General features: G+C 58.4%; 16 protein-coding genes. 10 read left to right on the top strand and 6 right to left on the bottom strand.

The genetic code is table 11. The annotated features are described in order from the left end of the window. Positions 1–371 precede the first annotated feature (371 nt). The 4 genes from KO492_RS01565 (at position 372) to KO492_RS01550 (ending at position 3,908) form a co-directional block, all read left to right on the top strand. A complete protein-coding gene (locus KO492_RS01565) occupies positions 372–1,367 on the top strand; it encodes a TRAP transporter substrate-binding protein (protein WP_216043358.1) in 996 nt (331 codons plus the stop codon). 175 nt (positions 1,368–1,542) lie between these two features. Next, positions 1,543–2,073, top strand: a complete 531-nt coding sequence (locus KO492_RS01560; RefSeq protein ID WP_216043357.1) for a TRAP transporter small permease subunit — start codon at positions 1,543–1,545, stop codon at positions 2,071–2,073. Between the two features lies 1 nt (position 2,074). Continuing rightward, positions 2,075–3,391 (top strand): TRAP transporter large permease, encoded by a 1,317-nt coding sequence (locus KO492_RS01555; protein WP_066598674.1) that lies wholly within the window; start codon positions 2,075–2,077, stop codon positions 3,389–3,391. A 13-nt stretch (positions 3,392–3,404) separates the two neighbouring features. Then, a complete protein-coding gene (locus KO492_RS01550; protein ID WP_216043356.1) occupies positions 3,405–3,908 on the top strand; it encodes a hypothetical protein in 504 nt (167 codons plus the stop codon). 139 nt (positions 3,909–4,047) lie between these two features. Here the strand turns inward: KO492_RS01550 and KO492_RS01545 are convergent, their stop codons facing one another. The 6 genes from KO492_RS01545 to KO492_RS01520 form a co-directional block, all read right to left on the bottom strand. Beyond that, positions 4,048–5,355: a TRAP transporter large permease gene (locus KO492_RS01545; RefSeq protein ID WP_066598678.1), complete on the bottom strand. Its 1,308-nt coding sequence runs from the start codon at positions 5,353–5,355 to the stop codon at positions 4,048–4,050. A gap of 82 nt (positions 5,356–5,437) precedes the next feature. After that, positions 5,438–5,932 (bottom strand): TRAP transporter small permease subunit, encoded by a 495-nt coding sequence (locus KO492_RS01540; protein ID WP_216043355.1) that lies wholly within the window; start codon positions 5,930–5,932, stop codon positions 5,438–5,440. A 63-nt stretch (positions 5,933–5,995) separates the two neighbouring features. Then, the gene (locus tag KO492_RS01535) at positions 5,996–7,114 is read right to left on the bottom strand and encodes a C4-dicarboxylate TRAP transporter substrate-binding protein (RefSeq protein ID WP_216043354.1); all 1,119 of its coding nucleotides are present in this window, start codon (positions 7,112–7,114) and stop codon (positions 5,996–5,998) included. 138 nt (positions 7,115–7,252) lie between these two features. Further along, complete coding sequence (locus KO492_RS01530) at positions 7,253–8,491, bottom strand: metal-dependent hydrolase family protein (RefSeq protein WP_216043353.1); 1,239 nt, start codon at positions 8,489–8,491, stop codon at positions 7,253–7,255. A gap of 409 nt (positions 8,492–8,900) precedes the next feature. After that, entirely contained in the window at positions 8,901–9,257 is a 357-nt protein-coding gene (locus KO492_RS01525) for a cupin domain-containing protein (RefSeq protein ID WP_216043352.1), read from the bottom strand. 83 nt (positions 9,258–9,340) lie between these two features. Continuing rightward, complete coding sequence (locus KO492_RS01520) at positions 9,341–10,102, bottom strand: DeoR/GlpR family DNA-binding transcription regulator (protein ID WP_216043351.1); 762 nt, start codon at positions 10,100–10,102, stop codon at positions 9,341–9,343. Positions 10,103–10,359: 257 nt separating this feature from the next. On the opposite strand from KO492_RS01520, the gene glpD reads away from it, so the two are divergent. From glpD to KO492_RS01490, 6 genes are read left to right on the top strand one after another with little or no spacing between them, the layout of a single operon-like run. Continuing rightward, positions 10,360–11,955 carry a glycerol-3-phosphate dehydrogenase gene (gene glpD, locus KO492_RS01515; RefSeq protein ID WP_216043350.1) on the top strand — a complete coding sequence of 532 codons (1,596 nt, stop codon included), beginning with the start codon at positions 10,360–10,362 and terminating at the stop codon, positions 11,953–11,955. A gap of 43 nt (positions 11,956–11,998) precedes the next feature. Further along, on the top strand, positions 11,999–13,087 hold the full coding sequence (locus KO492_RS01510) for an ABC transporter ATP-binding protein (RefSeq protein WP_216043349.1): 1,089 nt from the start codon (positions 11,999–12,001) through the stop codon (positions 13,085–13,087). An 11-nt stretch (positions 13,088–13,098) separates the two neighbouring features. Continuing rightward, positions 13,099–14,184 carry an ABC transporter ATP-binding protein gene (locus tag KO492_RS01505; protein ID WP_216043348.1) on the top strand — a complete coding sequence of 362 codons (1,086 nt, stop codon included), beginning with the start codon at positions 13,099–13,101 and terminating at the stop codon, positions 14,182–14,184. After that, a complete protein-coding gene (locus tag KO492_RS01500) occupies positions 14,184–15,056 on the top strand; it encodes a carbohydrate ABC transporter permease (RefSeq protein ID WP_066598697.1) in 873 nt (290 codons plus the stop codon). Before KO492_RS01505 ends, KO492_RS01500 begins: the two co-directional genes overlap by 1 nt. 1 nt (position 15,057) lies before the next feature. Next, positions 15,058–15,909, top strand: a complete 852-nt coding sequence (locus tag KO492_RS01495; protein WP_066598698.1) for a carbohydrate ABC transporter permease — start codon at positions 15,058–15,060, stop codon at positions 15,907–15,909. Positions 15,910–15,927: 18 nt separating this feature from the next. Continuing rightward, positions 15,928–16,200 carry a DUF2160 domain-containing protein gene (locus tag KO492_RS01490; RefSeq protein ID WP_216043347.1) on the top strand — a complete coding sequence of 91 codons (273 nt, stop codon included), beginning with the start codon at positions 15,928–15,930 and terminating at the stop codon, positions 16,198–16,200. Positions 16,201–16,250 lie beyond the last annotated feature (50 nt).

The following is a 16,250-nucleotide window of genomic DNA, read 5'->3' as shown; positions in this document are numbered from 1 at the left end:
GACGGCGTCTAAACTGCCTATTTTATAGTCATTCGTTCAAAAATCTGTCGCGAGGCAAATTTCGCGGAACGCCCCTGCCCTACGCTGTTTTGCACGCCGGTCCGAAATATGCGGCGTAACGCGTTGTTTTTTCACCTTTGCCTGCGTTCGGGCGGTTCAATCCGGTCCTCGCTCCTTTTCTTAGAGAAAGAAAGGCGCTTGACGGGAAGAGGTCTCTGGTTATGGATACTGGATACAATCTACAAAAAAGAGGCGCCCTCACGTCCCGATCAAGAGGACAGGACCGCTTTCACATCTCGTGACGACCTCTGCTTTCTACCCAATCCATAAAAACAACGCCCAACACAGACCAACCGGGAAGGATCATTCGAATGAAACTTAAACACAGCCTCATCGCGCTTATCACTGCAGCGGCGGCTTTCGGCTCGGCGCAGACCGCCTTGGCCGAGACCAAATTCAACATGGCGAACGAATATGCCGACACGAGCTTTCAGGCCGACGGCGACCGCTTTTTCCTTGAGCGTGTCAATGAACTGACCAACGGTTCGGTGGCGATCGACTATTTCCCCGGTGGCGGGCTTGGCTATAAATCGGCGGACCACTTCTATGCGGTCTCTGATGCGGCGATTGATATTGCCAACACCTTCATCGGCCAGCTTTCTGGTGTCGATCCGATCTTCCTGCTCCCGTCCCAGCCCTTTGTTGTGACATCCGAGAAAGAAGCCAAAGTGTTGGAAGAGGTTCTGGCTTCGCGCTACGCCAAGACCTTTGCCGACAACAATCAGGTCTATCTCTTTTCCTCGCCCTGGCCCCCGTCGGGCCTGTGGTCGCGTGAGCCGGTGTCGGACACGGCCAGTTTGCAGGATCTGAAAGTGCGTGTGGCGGATGCCAATGCGACCATCGTCTTCCAAGAGGCCGGTGCTGCGCCCTTGCAACTGTCTTGGGGCGATGTGATGGCCCAGCTTGCCACCAACGCGCTGGATGCGGCGGTGACCTCGGCTGAAGGCGGGGTGAATTCCAAGCTTTGGGAATTCCTGCCGAACTATCTGGCGGTCAACTACACAACGCCGGTCAATGTCATTCACATGAACCTTGATGCCTTTGAAGCATTGAACGACGACGAACAGGCCGCCGTGCGTCAGGCCGCTCAGGAGACTGTGGATCGCCAGTGGGGTCTGTTGGCCGAGCGTCTGCAAGAGAACTATGCGATCTTGCGTGAGAACAACGTGGATGTTGTCGAAGATGTGCCCGCAGATGTGCTCGATACATTGCGCAGCGCATCGGATGCCTCGATGGCAAGCTGGCTGGAAAAAGCCGGCCCTGATGGCGCGGCCATTCTCGAAGAATACAAAAGCAAGATGCAGTAACGCCCCTGTCACGAGGCGGCTGTCTGTCTGTCTCGTGATCTGACCAAGCCTTATGTGATCCTCTAAAGATACATTTTTGAGCTCGAAAAGGCTTCATAAATCAAAATACTACATGTCGTTTCTCCAATGCCTGCGACGCAGGTGTCGGAGTGCGCGTGAGGGAGAAGACAGAACAATGACCCGATACGAAAGATTTGTGGATCGCGTGACATCCCTGTCCGCCTATGCAGCGATGCTCTGCGTGGTTTTGATGGTGGGCCATATCCTGCTTGAGATCGTATTGCGCAATCTCTTCTCCAGGTCGACCTTCGTCCTTGAGGAATTTGTCGGCTACGCAACAGCGGCGGCGGCGTTTTTCGGTCTGGGGGCGGCGTTGCGCGACGGGGAACTCATCCGTGTCGGGCTTCTGATGGAAGCCCTCGGCCCGATCCCCAAACGCTTTGTCGAAGGCATTTGCGCCCTGCTCGGTCTGACGACCATCAGCTTTCTGTGCTGGTTCCTCATCCGCACCGTGATGCGCAGTTGGGAACGGGGCACCACCTCGACCTCCATTCTCGAAACCCCGCTCTGGATCCCGCAATCTCTGGTCGTGATCGGCCTTGTGTGTTTCGGGCTGCAACTTTCCGTCCATCTTCTTCAGGCCGTCACCGGACGTTTGCCTGAAAAAGCCGATCCCTCTCTCCACCCCGAACAGCAGGATACCTAATATGTCGTCAGTCGAAGTTGCCCTCGCCGTTCTGGTCATGCTTGTGGCCGCGCTCGGGTTCGGGGTCTGGATATTCATTGCCTTGCTGCTGGTGTCCGTCGCCTCTCTGGTGTTCATGCTGGATTTCACCTTCCTGAAAACCGGCGTCATCAATTCCACGATCATTCTGCGTGCCTCCAGTGCATGGGAGCTCTCCGCGATTCCGCTTTTTGTCTGGATGGGCGAGTTGATTTTCCGCACCGACATCGCACGGCGGCTCTTTAACGGTCTGGCCCCCATTGCAAATCTCGCGCCGGGGCGGATGCTGCACACCAATATCATGGGCTGCACGCTCTTTGCCGCCGTTTGCGGCTCCAGTGCGGCCACCACGGCGACGGTCGGGAAGATCACCATCAAGGAATTGAAAAGCCGTGGTTATGACGAGACCCTTGCCATCGGTTCGCTGGCGGGCGCTGGTAGCCTCGGTCTTTTGATCCCGCCGTCCATCGTCATGATCGTCTATGGTGTGCTCGCCGAAGTGTCGGTCGCAAAGCTTTTTGCGGCGGGCATTCTGCCCGGCTTGCTGATCGCGGGGCTTTATTCCGGCTATGTCATGCTGCGCGCGGCGGCCAATCCCGCGCTGGCCCCTGCGGCGAAGGTGCGTTTGACGCTGCCGGTGCTCGCACGCTCGATGATGGACCTGCTCCCTGTGGGCATTCTCGTGGTTCTGGTGCTGGGTTCGATCTACAGTGGCATCGCCACCCCGACCGAAGCCGCCGCCGTTGGCGTTTTTGCGACACTGGTCCTGACGGGCGTGCAAAAGCAGCTGAACTGGTCCGTGCTCTACGACTCCCTTTACGGCGCGATCAAACTTTCGGCGGTGATTTGTTCGCTTCTGGCCGCCGCGGCAGTGCTTTCCACAACCATGGGCTATCTGCGCGTGCCGCAACAGACCTCCGAAATGATTGCGCGGCTCGATCTGGGCCACTATCAACTCATCCTCGTGCTGGCCGTGTTCTATATCATCTTGGGGCTGTTTCTCGATGGGGTCTCTATCACCGTGATGAGCCTGCCGATCACCCTGCCCCTGATCGTCGCCGCCGGTATTGATCCACTCTGGTTCGGTGTTTTTCTGGTCGTCATGATCGAACTGGGACAGATCACCCCGCCCATCGGCTTCAACCTGTTCATCCTGCAACGGTTGACGGACAAGAGCATTCTCACGGTTGCATGGTATGCTTTCCCCTTCTTTGTGCTTATGTGCATCGGGGCGGCGCTGCTCGCGGCCTTCCCGCAAATCGCGCTCTGGCTGCCAGAACTGATGACAGCCGCAAAATAACAAAGGCGATACCATGACCCGAAGCCCCTCCCTCACCACGGCTCTTGATGCGCTGGCGGAAAATCTGAGCGAGGGGCCTTCGGGCTTTTCCGCTTTTGTGCCCCCTCTTCAGAGCCTTATCGGCCCGTGCTATGTCGCGGTCTCCCTTCTGGAGCCGGAGACAAAGCTGCGGCGGATATATTCGAGCGAAGAAGACAGCTATCCGGTCGGCAGCGTCAAAAGCATGGTCGGCACCGGCTGGGAAACCGCACTGGTGTTTGAAGGCCGTCACCTGTTCTCACCGGATGCAAACGCCCTCCACTTCGCGTTTCAGGATGCCCTTGCCATTCTCGATCTCGGCTTCGGCTGTGCCATCAACCTGCGGATCGCATGGGGCGGGGTATTGCTCGGCTCTGTGAATCTTTTGGCGAAACCCGATGCGTTTGATGCACAGAGCTTTCAACATGCCAAAGCCTTCGTCGCACCTTTGACCTTGATGACACTGCGCTACATCGAGCGGAACGGGGCCGGTTTTTAACGCCGGCCACTTGGCGACTGCATAGCAGGCCGCACAGATATTCCTAAAAGCGCCGATCAACTTTGCATATGACATTATGACATAAAGAAGGGGGCCACCAAGTGGCCCCCGTTTTCGTGCGTGGTCATTGCCTGCGCTGTTAGTAGGCCAGCGAGGGCAGCCACAATGTCAGGATCGGGAAGAGGATCAGGATGATCAGGGTCAGAAGGTCCATCGCCAGAAACCACGAGATGCCACGGAAAATTTCTGGCAAGGTCACGCGGTTGTTCAAGGCCCCGTTGATCATATAGACATTCAACCCGATTGGCGGCGTGATCAGCCCGACTTCAAGCAGCTTGATGACGATGATCCCGAACCAGACCGGATTGATGCCCGCCTCGTTCACCAGCGGCACAAGGATCGGCAGGGTCAAAAGCAACAGGCCGATGCTGTCGATCAACATGCCAAGCACCAGAAAGATCACCGAGACCGCCAGAAGAATCCACCATGTCTCCGTGCTGACCGACAGGATCGCATCGGCGAAGGCCCGCGGGAAGCCCGAGAGGGCCAGGAAACGGGTGAAGAACAGCGAACCGATCAGGATGATAAAGATGGACGCGGTCGAGATGATCGCTTGAGAGACCGCCTCGAACAAGGCCGCGCGGGTCAGTTTGCGGCGGACAATCGCAATGATCAGAGCCGCAAATGCGCCGAGCGCACCGGCTTCTGTCGGAGAAAAGACGCCGGTGAAAATCCCGCCAAGCACAACAAGGATCAGCGTGGGCAAGGGCCAGACATCGCGAAAGGCTTCGCGGCGTTCTTCTTCGGTCGGGTTAACCTGAACAGTGCCGGCAAGCGAGGGTTTGAGTTTGACGCGGATCATGATCATCGCCATGTAGATCAGCGCGGAGAGGATGCCCGGTATGAAACCGGCCATGAACAGCTGGCCCACAGAGACCTGCGCATAAACCCCGTAGAGGATGAGCAGGACCGAGGGCGGGATCAGCGAGCCCAAAGTGCCAGAGGCCGCAATCGTGCCCGTTGCCAGACCACGGTCATAGCCGTTGTCGAGCATTTCCGGCACGGCCATACGCGACATGGCCGAGGCGGTTGCAACCGAAGAACCGGACGCTGCCGCGAAAAAGGCACAGGCTCCCACCGAGGTGATCGCCAGACCGCCGGGCAGTTTCGCCAGATATAGCCTAAGCGCGAGAAACAGCCCCCGTGTCATATCGGTGGAGGAGCACAGAAACCCCATCAACAAAAACATGGGCGCTGCCGAAAGTTCCCATGAGCCGACATAGTCAAACGGTGTGGCCGAGATCATGCCCCAAGCGACATTCATATTGAACATGAACCCGATGCCTGCAATGGACACCAGCCCGAGCGCCAGCCCGATCGGCACACGAATTGCGATCAGGATCAACGCGGCAAAGACGCCTGCGATGCCGATTTCTAGGTTGCTCATTGCGCAAAGTCCTTCGTTGTGCCGTGTCGTGTGGGAGATGTTATGTTGTCGGGGCGTGTGTTCGGATAAGCGCAGCCCTGCATCAGAGCGCCTCGCGGCGGGAGATCGCCTTCAACAGATTGGCGAGAACCGCGAACAGAACGCCGATAAAGCCGACGGGCAAAGCCCAACGCGCAGGCCAGATCAAAAAGCGGAAGTTGCTCATGGCCTCCTCGCCGCGTTGTGTGGCGCTGATGGCGTCTTGCAGGGATTGCCAGAACAGCATCCCGAAAAAGATCAGGCCCAGCACACAGGCAAAGATATAGAGGCCCAGTTGCACGGATTTCGGCATTTTCTGCGCGAAAAGATCAACGCGGATATTTTCGTTTCGGTGCTCGACAAAGCCGAAGGCGAGAAAGACCAGAGCGACCATGTAGTAGAAAGAAACCCACTCCAATGTGCCGACGATCTGGCCGTTGAAAAAATACCGGACACCCACATCAAGGGTGATGTGGAACATCATCAATACCATGACAATGCAAGCGGCGGTGGCTGTCCCGATGTTGAGCCAGCGGATCGCGTTGAGTAAGAACTGCATCGCAACGTCCTGAATGTAGCTGAATGGAGAGCGGGCCCGCACGAAAGGCGAGCCCGCAGGTGTTTACTCGACGCCGTATGTGGCCGGATCGATCTTGCTATAGATTTCTTCCATAGCCAGCGCGGTCAGGGCATCTTCGTCGGTCGGTTCGATTTCCGCCAGAAGGTCGGCCCATTTCTGCATTGTGTCCTGGAAATCGCCAATCAGCGCTTCCGGATCTGCGACACCCGCAGCCTCGGCTTTCTCGATTGCGCCTTCAGCGGCTTTGGCGCGGAAGGTGGTCACATGCTCAACCAGATCCTGCTCCGGCTCGTAGACATTGCCACCTGCGGCGATAGACGCGGCGAGACCGGCGTCAACCTTGGCGTTATAGGCAATCACGATGCGGGCCATCGAACGGGCGGAGGCTTCCATCAGAACCGCACGGTCTTCCGGTGTGAGCGAGGCCCAGAAATCGACGTTATAGCCCCACTGCGGGCCGGACCAATACATGCCTGTGGAGAGCAGGGTGGTGTGTTCCGCCACTTCGAGGAGCGAACGGTCGAGAAGGTCGCTGGCCGCGTTTGTGGCGCAATCAAGCGTGCCGCGTTCCAGACCGGTATACATTTCGCTCGAAGGCACGTTGACGGGAATGCCGCCGGCATCTTCGACCCAGACAGACACCGCAGAACCCGCTGTGCGGATACGTTTGCCGGCCATCTCTTCGAGATTGCGCACGGGGCTGGAACACATCAGCACATAGGCCGGAGTGGCATAGGCACCGAGATAGACCAGCTTGCTGTCTTTCCATTCCTGAAGCTGGGCTTCGTTGGTCATCGAGAACTCGGCCACAGCGAAAATTGCGGTCAGCGGATCGGAATAGGCAAAGCCGAGATCCTGCACCGCGTTGGAGACGGGCAGATCGGAGGGCGTGTAGACGGCGGCGTGGTGCGCGACCTGAACGACATTGTCCTGAATGCCCTGCATGGAGGCGCGCGGCGCCAGAAGCACGGTGCCGGTGAAGACTTCGGGCACCAGTTCGCCACCGGACAGTTCTTCGACCAGTTCGGCCCAGCGGATATAGCCCTCGCCGGACATCGGCACGGCCCCGTCATAGAAGCTGTTGGCGATGAAATTCGTTTCGGCCACGGCGGAACCCGCCATAAGTCCGGCAAGTGCCGTGTAGGTCAGAAGTTTTTTCATTGGTATTTTCCTGTTGGTTAAGGATGTATGACCGCCCGCAGTCGTTGTTGTGTTTCGCGGGCTGGCCAGAGTGGAAGCGGTGTGAAGTGTGGGTGATAAGAGAAGGCATTGCGCCTTCCCGCGGATCAGGCCCGCGTATCAGGAAAGCGCGGCCGTTTTCTTGATGACTTGGCCTTCTTTCATAATGAACGGCATATGGGCGCCCTGACCAGTCAAAAGCGCCAGATCGTCCAGAGGGTTGCCATCGACGGCGATGATGTCGGCAAAGGCCCCCGGGGTGATCTCCCCGATCTGCCCTTCCATCCGCAGCACCTTGGCCGCATCGACCGTGGCAGACCGGATCACCGCATCCGCAGGCAGATATCGCCCGCGCAGGGTGAACTCGCCCGATTGTTCCGAATGCATCCCGCCGAGCAAATCCGAGCCGTAGCCCATCAGAACGCCTGCCTTGTGCATCTTTTCGAGGCGTTCGAGACCGGCCTCGCGCACATCCACGACCTTGGCAACAGATTCCGCAGGCATGCCGAACTCCGCGCCCGACTTGGCGAGAATGTCATAGGTGATGTTGGTCGGCACAACCGCAACGCCCTCTTTCGCCACTCGTTCGATGGTGGAGTCGGACATCAGGTTGCCGTGCTCGATACATTCGAACCCGCAATCCAGTGCGCGGACAATGGCTTCGTCGCAATAGAGGTGGCCGGTCGCATAGGTGCCAAAGCCCTTGGCAATCTCGACCATGGCTTTCAATTCTTCGACGGAAAAGACCAGATAGCCGACCGGATCGGAGGGCGAGGACACCCCGCCATCGGCCATGACCTTGACGAATTGCGCACCGTTTTTGAGCTCTTCACGCACCGCGCGCTGGATTTCCGGCACGCCATCACATTTGCGGCCCAAAGTGCCGAGCACTTCGGGATACCAGCTCACATCACGGTTGCTGAACGGACCACGGTAATCCGTGTGTCCGCCGGTTTGCGACAGGGCCTTGCCACAGATCACCAGACGCGGGCCGAGAAACGCACCTTCTTCGACGGCGAGTTGCAGACCGCGATCCGCGCCGCCCAAATCCCGAACCGTGGTAAAGCCACGCATCAGCATGCCGCGCATGATCTGGCTGCTGCGGGCGGCGACAAGCGATGTCGGCAGTTCGGCGTTCAGGCCCAGATTGGCGGTGGTGGCAATGACGTGCACATGGCAGTCGGTCAGACCCGGCATGACCGTCAGGCCCGCCATATCAAACACGTGCTCCGCATCGGCGGTCACATCCTTGCCAACCTCTTTGATCTTGCCGCCTTCAATGACGATCCCCACCGGATCGGTCGGCTCCGGAGATGTCCCGTCTACAATTCTGGCGTTCTTGAGCAAAGTAAGTGTCATCTGTTGTCCTAACTCGCATGCGTGGCACGTTTTGCGTCCGCATATATGTGTTGTCGGTGGGGTCGCTGGCCCCGTCTTGGTCTTGGCGCCGATACGGCATGACGGTGCAAACGCGTTATGTGTCCCGCATGGGTTTCGGATGTGCACCATTCCTTTGGGCAGGTGCGACATATCTGCACAGCCTTAGGGGCGGAGGTCAGGGGTGCAAATAAAAAAAAGCTGTCCAGACTGTTTTTTTTATGAATGCCCGAAAAGTGCCTAAGTTTTGTGCTTTATTCAGTCACATGTCGGGAAGTCTCCACCCTCTGCCCCTTTTCGCGGCGGTTCAAAACCGCAGGACAGGCGGAGGTAGGTTCGGAGATTCGGCGCGGGCGCATGTGGCAGAGCCTTCGCGCGTCTTACGGGAAGTTTACGGGCGGCAGAGCTGACATTCGTCGCAATAGGCGGCCACGACGGTCCATTCCTCGGACAGCACTTCGACCTCATGCACACAGCCCGGCGGCACACGTAGCGCGGTGCCCGGCTTCATATAGAACTCCTGCCCATTGGCGCGCAGGACCGCTTCGCCGGACAGGGTTAGCGTGACCTCGTCGCGCGGATGGCAATGGGCAACGCTGCGCGCACCTTTCTTGCCGGTGGTCACACTGAGTTTGATAAACCCCTCGCCGCGCTCTTTGGGGGAAAACAGGGTCTTTTGTTCAAAGTCATAGAGTTGGACGGGCGAGACCAGATCGGTTTCTACCAGTTCGGGGTTCTGTGCGCTCATCCGTGATCTCCAATCCTTGTTTGCTCCCGTGTATCTGCCCTCCGGCGGTTTATCCATCGGTGAATGAGCCGCCGTGCCAGTTCTTATCCGGCGTAAACCACTTCTGTGCCCCAGCTTGTGCAGGAGGCGGCAAGCTCGGGGGCGACCGCGCAATCCGTGAAAAACGCATCCACATCCGCCAGAGACGCGATCCGCGCTGGTGCGCTGCGGGAGAATTTTGTGTGGTCCGAGACAAGGTAGGTCTTGCGGGACTGGCGCAGGATGGTCTGGCTGACATTGACCTCCTGAATGTCGAAGTCGAGAAAGTCCCCGTCCTGATCCAGCGCGGAACAGCCGATCACTGCGAGATCGAATTTGAACTTCTGGATAGTCTGCGCCGCCAATGTGCCGACCAACCCGCCGTCCGATCGCCGCAAATGCCCGCCGGTCACAATGACTTCGCATTTCGGATTGGTGGCGAGAATATTGGCCACGTTCATATTGTTGGTCACAACCATGAGGCCCTCATGCTGGAGCAATTCCTGCGCGACCGCTTCCGTACTTGTGCCGATGTTGAGAAACAGGGAGATTCCGTTCGGAATACGCGCGGCACAGGCCCGTGCGATGGCGGTTTTCGCCTCGGCATTGAGCAGCCGCCGGTCCTCATAGCCGATATTAGTAGTGCCCGAGGGCATCACCGCCCCGCCATGCACCCGCTCCAGCCTCCCCTCATCGGCAAGCTCGGAGAGGTCGCGGCGGATCGTCTGAAGCGTCACGCCGAAATGGTCGGCGAGGTCTTCTACCGTCACTTTTCCCGTCTTTCGGGCGATCTCGACGATTTCGGGATGACGGAAGTTGTTGGACATATCGGTTCGCTTTGGTTCGTTTTGGCTATGTATTCCTTAAAAGACCCTATTACCCCCCCGCGAATCCAGTCGATTCTTGTCGGAAGGGCAAAAAAATCCAAAATTCGGCTTCGCAGGCGCAGAAATTATACAAAGACGTATTTCCCAAAATATTGAAATTCGGTGATAAATTTTAAAACGAACAAAAACGAAAAAATGGACTTGCGAGTTTTCTCTTTTCGCGTGTAGGTTTTTTGCGAAGGCACGGAGGACTAGGCGTGAACGCACAGCAAGTTTCGAATCCGGTCGATCTGTTTGTGATCGGCGGCGGCATCAATGGCTGCGGAATTGCGCGTGACGCCGCAGGGCGCGGCTATTCCGTGACGCTTGCGGAGATGGATGATCTGGCCTCCGCCACCTCGTCCGCCTCGACCAAACTGTTCCACGGCGGGTTGCGCTATCTGGAGTATTTCGAGGTGCGGCTGGTGCGTGAGGCGCTGATCGAACGCGAAGTGCTGTTGCGCGCCATGCCGCATATCAGCTGGCCCATGCGCTTCGTGCTGCCCTATCACAAGGATATGCGGTTCGAGGCGGAAACGCCGACTTCCAAGCTGCTCTCCGTTGTGATGCCGTGGATGAAAGGACGCCGCCCCGCGTGGCTGATCCGTTTGGGGCTGTTCCTCTATGACCATCTGGGCGGGCGCAAAATTCTTCCGGCCACAGAGACCCGTGATCTGCGAAGCTCGCCAGAGGGTGCGCCGCTGCAAGAGCGGTTTGCCAAGGCCTATGAATATTCCGATTGCTGGGTCGAGGATTCGCGTCTCGTCGCGCTCAATGCCCGCGATGCCGAGGCGCGCGGGGCGACGATCATGACCCGCACCAAAGTGACCCGCGCCGCCCGCGAAGGCGATTTGTGGCGCATTGAGGTGCAGGACATGGAAAGCGGCGGTTCGCAGACCCATTATGCGAAAATGCTGGTGAATGCGGCGGGGCCTTGGGTTGGCAATGTCATTCACGAGACGATTGACCTGCCCTCGAAAGAAGGTGTGCGTCTCGTGCGTGGCAGCCATATCGTGACGCGCAAGCTTTACGATCACGACAAATGTTACTTCTTTCAGGGCACAGACGGGCGTATCATTTTCGCCATTCCTTACGAGACGGATTTTACCCTGATCGGCACCACGGATGCGGAGCATCGCGACCCGTCCGAGAAACCCTATTGCACCGATGAGGAACGCGATTACCTGATCGCCTTCGCCAATAAGTATTTCAAAGAGCCGATTTCTGCGGAAGATGTGGTTTGGAGCTATTCCGGTGTGCGCCCGCTCTATGACGATGGCGCATCATCAGCGACAGCGGCCACGCGGGATTATACGCTCAAGGTGGATGCGACTGCTGGCGCACCGGTGCTCAATATTTTCGGCGGCAAGATCACGACCTATCGTCGCCTTGCCGAAAGCGCGCTTGAAAAGATTGCAGAACATCTGCCGGACGCGACGGGCCCGTGGACGGCAGGTGTGCCTCTTGCGGGGGGCGATTTCCCGGTGGACGGTGTCGCGGATTTGGTTGGCCAGCTACGCGCCCGTTACCCGTTTCTGACGGATCGCTGGGCCAAACGGCTGGTGCGCGCCTACGGGACCGAAGCACAGCTGTTGCTTGGCGCGGCGAAAACTGCTGAGGATCTGGGAGAGGATTTCGGTGCGACACTGAGCGAGGCGGAGGTTGTCTGGCTCATGGATCACGAATATGCGCGCACCGCTGAAGATGTGATCTGGCGGCGTTCGAAACTCGGGCTCCGGCTCGATGCGGCACAGATCGCGACACTGGAGGAATGGATGAAAACCCGACGCGAACGGGTGGCCGCGGCAGAGTAGCCGGAGCGGCCAGACAGAAATCAGGCGCGGGGAGGAGGACCTTATGACGCTGGAATTACAGGGCGTGTCAAAGACCGTGGAGGGGCAGACACATATAGCCCCGACCGATTTGACGCTCGAAAAAGGCACAATGAATGTGCTGCTTGGACCGACATTGTCGGGCAAGACATCGCTGATGCGTCTCATGGCAGGGCTGGATCAGCCCAGTTCGGGGCGGATCATTTGGGACGGGCAGGATGTGACTGGTATGCGGGTGCAGGACCGGCGTGTGGCGATGGTCTATCAGCAGTTCATCAACTACCCGTCTATGAGCGTCTATGACAACATCGCCTCGCCCCTGCGGCTGATGGGGGTCTCCCGTGCGGAGATCGACCGCCGCGTGCGCGAAAGCGCGGAGATGATGAAGCTCACCCCGATGCTGGAGCGCAAGCCGCTTGAACTGTCCGGCGGGCAACAGCAACGCTGCGCCCTCGCGCGGGCCTTGGTCAAGAATGCAGGGCTGGTGTTGCTCGACGAGCCTCTGGCCAATCTCGACTACAAGCTGCGCGAGGAATTGCGCATCGAGATTCCGAAAATCTTCGAAGCCTCAGGCGCGATTTTCGTCTATGCGACCACCGAACCCGAAGAGGCGCTTTTGTTGGGTGGCAACACGGCGACGCTTTGGGAAGGCCGCGTGACGCAATTCGGGCCGACGCCCGCCGTCTACCGCCAGCCGGTCGATGCAACCACGGCGCGGGTGTTCTCCGATCCGCCGATGAATTTCCTGCAAATCGCCAAGACGGGCGAGCAGCTGATGTTCGGAGACGGGCAGAGCACCAAAGCCACAGGCAAGCTCGCGGACCTGCCCGACGGGCGCTATATGGCGGGGTTCCGTCCGAACCATCTGGAAATTCTCCAACATTCGGAGACAGCCCTGAAATTCACAACCCGCCTGCATGTGACGGAGCTGACCGGTTCGGAGACCTTTGTGCATCTGGATCACCACGGCGCGCGCTGGGTCGGGCTGATCCACGGGGTGCATGATCTCGACATCGGGGGCGCGCTCGATGTCTGGCTCGATCCGCGTCACGTCTATGTATTCGGTGAAGACGGGCGTCTCGTTGCGCCTGCTGCCTATGCGATGGCAGCGTAAGGGAGGCGGAAATGGCACGTATAACACTCGATAACCTCGCGCATTCCTACATGGCAAACCCTGCCTCGGAAGCGGATTTCGCGCTCAAGGAACTCAATTACGACTGGGAGGATGGCGAGGCCTATGCGCTTTTGGGTGCGTCGGGCTGTGGCAAGTCCACGCTGCTCAACATCATCTCGGGGCTTTTGATGCCGTCGCAGGGCCGTATCCTGTTCGATGGCAAGGATGTGACCCATGCGCCGACCGCAGAACGCAACATCGCGCAGGTGTTCCAGTTCCCCGTGGTCTACGACACGATGACGGTGCAGGACAATCTGGCCTTCCCGCTGCGCAACCGTGGCCGCGACGAAGCCTATGTGGCCGAGCGCGTTCAGGAGATCGCGCGGATGATCGGCATGGAAGACATGCTGCGCAAGAAGGCGCGCGGACTGGGGGCGGATGCGAAACAGAAGATCTCGCTTGGCCGAGGCATGGTTCGCAAGGATGTGAATGCGCTGTTGTTCGATGAGCCGCTGACGGTGATCGACCCGCATATGAAGTGGGAATTGCGCACGCAACTCAAGAAGCTGCACCACGATTTCGGTCACACGATGATTTATGTCACCCATGACCAGACGGAGGCTCTGACCTTCGCCGACAAGGTGGTGGTGATGTATGACGGGCGGGTGGTCCAGATCGGCACACCCGAAGAGCTTTTCGAACGTCCGGAACATACATTCGTCGGCTATTTCATCGGCTCGCCGGGGATGAATGTCATCCCCGCGAAAGTCGAGGGGCGGATGGCCTATGTCAACGGGGCGGAGGTCGCCTTGTCTTCGGGTTATGCGCCTTTGAGCGGCAAGGTCGAGATCGGCGTGCGGCCTGAATTTGTACGCCTGAGCGAGAGCGAAGGCCTACCCGTGAAAATCCGCCGCATCGAGGATGCAGGACGGCACAAGATCATCCGCGCCGAATGTTTCGGTCAGGACATCAACATCATTTCCGGCGAGGACGATCCGGTGCGCGCGGACATGACCCGCGTCACCTTCGACGCCGCGAAAGTGAATGTCTATGCGAATGACTGGCGCGTGGCGCCGACAGAGGGGGAGGCCGCCTGATGCAACAGAAAACCACCAATCAGAAAGCATGGTTCCTCGTGCTGCCCGTACTGATCCTTGTGGCCTTTTCCGCCGTGATCCCGCTTATGACCGTGGTCAACTATTCGGTGCAGGACACTTTCGGCAACAACCAGTTCTTCTGGGCCGGTCTCGAATGGTTCGAGGAGATGCTGAGCGACGAGCGCATGTGGAATGCCCTGCAACGCCAGCTTATGTTCTCCGGCATCATTCTGGCCATTGAAATTCCGCTGGGCATTTTCGTGGCGCTCAACATGCCGAAATCCGGCTTCTGGTCGTCCTTCTGCCTTGTGGTCATGTCCTTGCCGCTGCTCATCCCGTGGAACGTGGTCGGCACGATCTGGCAGATTTTCGGGCGCGTGGACATCGGGCTTTTGGGCCATACGCTTGAGGCTCTCGGGATCAATTACAACTACACGCAGAACACAGTCTCCGCATGGATCACCATCATCGTCATGGATGTCTGGCACTGGACCTCGCTTGTCGCGCTTCTGGCTTTTGCCGGTCTGAAGTCCATCCCCGACGCTTATTATCAGGCGGCGCGGATTGATCAGGCGAGCCGCTGGAAGGTGTTCCGCTTTATCGAATTGCCCAAGATGATGGGCGTGCTGATGATTGCGATCCTGCTGCGCTTTATGGACAGTTTCATGATCTATACGGAGCCGTTCGTCGTCACGGGCGGAGGTCCGGGCAATGCGACAACGCTTCTGTCCATCGACCTTGTGAAAATGGCACTGGGGCAGTTCGACCTCGGACCCGCCGCCGCCTTTTCCCTGATGTATTTCCTCGTGATCCTTTTGATCTCATGGGTGTTCTACACCGTGATGGTCAATCTCGACAAAAAGGGCCTCTAAGATGACAGACGCAACCGCACCTGTTGCCGCGACCAAGCGGCGGAGTCTTCCCAAGGTCAACAGCCGCGCTGTGGTGATGACGGTCTATCTCGTGTTCCTGATGCTGCCGATCTACTGGCTGATCAACATGAGCCTGAAAACCAATGCCGAGATTCTGGGCAGTTTCTCGCTCTGGCCGCGTGATCTGACATTTGCCAATTACGTCACCATCCTCACTGACGAGGCGTGGTATATGGGCTATGTCAATTCGATGATCTATGTGGTGATGAACACGGCCATCTCTCTGGCCGTGGCTTTGCCCGCCGCCTATGCCTTTTCGCGCTACAATTTCCTTGGTGACAAGCACCTGTTCTTCTGGCTGCTGACCAACCGTATGGCACCGCCTGCCGTGTTCGCCCTGCCGTTCTTCCAGCTTTATTCCTCGATCGGGCTGTTCGACACGCATATCGCGGTGGCGCTGGCGCATTGCCTGTTCAACGTGCCGCTGGCGGTCTGGATCCTCGAAGGGTTCATGCGCGGCGTGCCCAAGGAAATCGACGAGACCGCCTATATCGACGGCTACAGCTTCGGGCGGTTCTTCGTGAAGATCTTCATGCCGCTCATCGCGTCAGGCATCGGGGTTGCGGCGTTCTTTTGCTTCATGTTCAGCTGGGTCGAGCTTTTGCTCTCGCGCACGCTCACCTCGGTGGATGCCAAGCCCATTGCCGCCACCATGACGCGCACGGTCGGGGCCGCCGGTGTCGACTGGGGCGTTCTGGCCGCCGCAGGGGTGCTGACCATCGTGCCGGGTGCGCTCGTCATCTGGTTTGTCCGTAACTACATCGCCAAGGGCTTTGCCCTCGGGCGGGTCTGATCGCAGGAGGATCGAACAATGGATTGGATGGCATGGACTTGGCCGACCGCCGCATTTTTCGCAACGATTGCGACGCTGTTGGTGATCTTCACCGTCTTGGCGATCAAATTTCCCGAAACGCCGCGTGTTGGCGTTTTGCGGATCGAGACCACAAGGGGGGATCGACTGTTCATCACCCTTTTGGGGTCGGCTTTCATCAATCTCGCGTGGCTGGGCCTTGTCGGCACGGCACAGCCCGCCGCGCTGATTGTGTGTCTCCTCTATGCCGCAGCGGTGTTCCGCTGGGTGTGAAGGAGTGCGAACCGGCGCGGGGAGCGCCGGTTTTGGAACGTCGAATGGAT

The sequence above is a fragment of the Celeribacter halophilus genome, from assembly GCF_018860305.1.
Classification (GTDB): domain Bacteria; phylum Pseudomonadota; class Alphaproteobacteria; order Rhodobacterales; family Rhodobacteraceae; genus Celeribacter; species Celeribacter halophilus_A.
Note: the sequence above shows the minus strand (reverse complement) of the source record. Positions and strands in the feature narration are given on the sequence as shown.

Excerpts from the sequence above, each read along its gene's own strand:
- KO492_RS01505 (WP_216043348.1), top strand. The coding sequence starts at position 13,099 with ATGGCACGTATAACACTCGATAACCTCGCGCATTCCTACATGGCAAAC.
- KO492_RS01500 (WP_066598697.1), top strand. The coding sequence starts at position 14,184 with ATGCAACAGAAAACCACCAATCAGAAAGCATGGTTCCTCGTGCTGCCC.
- KO492_RS01565 (WP_216043358.1), top strand. The coding sequence starts at position 372 with ATGAAACTTAAACACAGCCTCATCGCGCTTATCACTGCAGCGGCGGCT.
- KO492_RS01550 (WP_216043356.1), top strand. The coding sequence starts at position 3,405 with ATGACCCGAAGCCCCTCCCTCACCACGGCTCTTGATGCGCTGGCGGAA.
- KO492_RS01510 (WP_216043349.1), top strand. The coding sequence starts at position 11,999 with ATGACGCTGGAATTACAGGGCGTGTCAAAGACCGTGGAGGGGCAGACA.
- KO492_RS01525 (WP_216043352.1), bottom strand. The coding sequence starts at position 9,257 with ATGAGCGCACAGAACCCCGAACTGGTAGAAACCGATCTGGTCTCGCCC.
- KO492_RS01540 (WP_216043355.1), bottom strand. The coding sequence starts at position 5,932 with ATGCAGTTCTTACTCAACGCGATCCGCTGGCTCAACATCGGGACAGCC.
- KO492_RS01545 (WP_066598678.1), bottom strand. The coding sequence starts at position 5,355 with ATGAGCAACCTAGAAATCGGCATCGCAGGCGTCTTTGCCGCGTTGATC.
- KO492_RS01535 (WP_216043354.1), bottom strand. The coding sequence starts at position 7,114 with ATGAAAAAACTTCTGACCTACACGGCACTTGCCGGACTTATGGCGGGT.
- KO492_RS01520 (WP_216043351.1), bottom strand. The coding sequence starts at position 10,102 with ATGTCCAACAACTTCCGTCATCCCGAAATCGTCGAGATCGCCCGAAAG.
- KO492_RS01560 (WP_216043357.1), top strand. The coding sequence starts at position 1,543 with ATGACCCGATACGAAAGATTTGTGGATCGCGTGACATCCCTGTCCGCC.
- KO492_RS01495 (WP_066598698.1), top strand. The coding sequence starts at position 15,058 with ATGACAGACGCAACCGCACCTGTTGCCGCGACCAAGCGGCGGAGTCTT.
- KO492_RS01530 (WP_216043353.1), bottom strand. The coding sequence starts at position 8,491 with ATGACACTTACTTTGCTCAAGAACGCCAGAATTGTAGACGGGACATCT.
- KO492_RS01490 (WP_216043347.1), top strand. The coding sequence starts at position 15,928 with ATGGATTGGATGGCATGGACTTGGCCGACCGCCGCATTTTTCGCAACG.
- KO492_RS01555 (WP_066598674.1), top strand. The coding sequence starts at position 2,075 with ATGTCGTCAGTCGAAGTTGCCCTCGCCGTTCTGGTCATGCTTGTGGCC.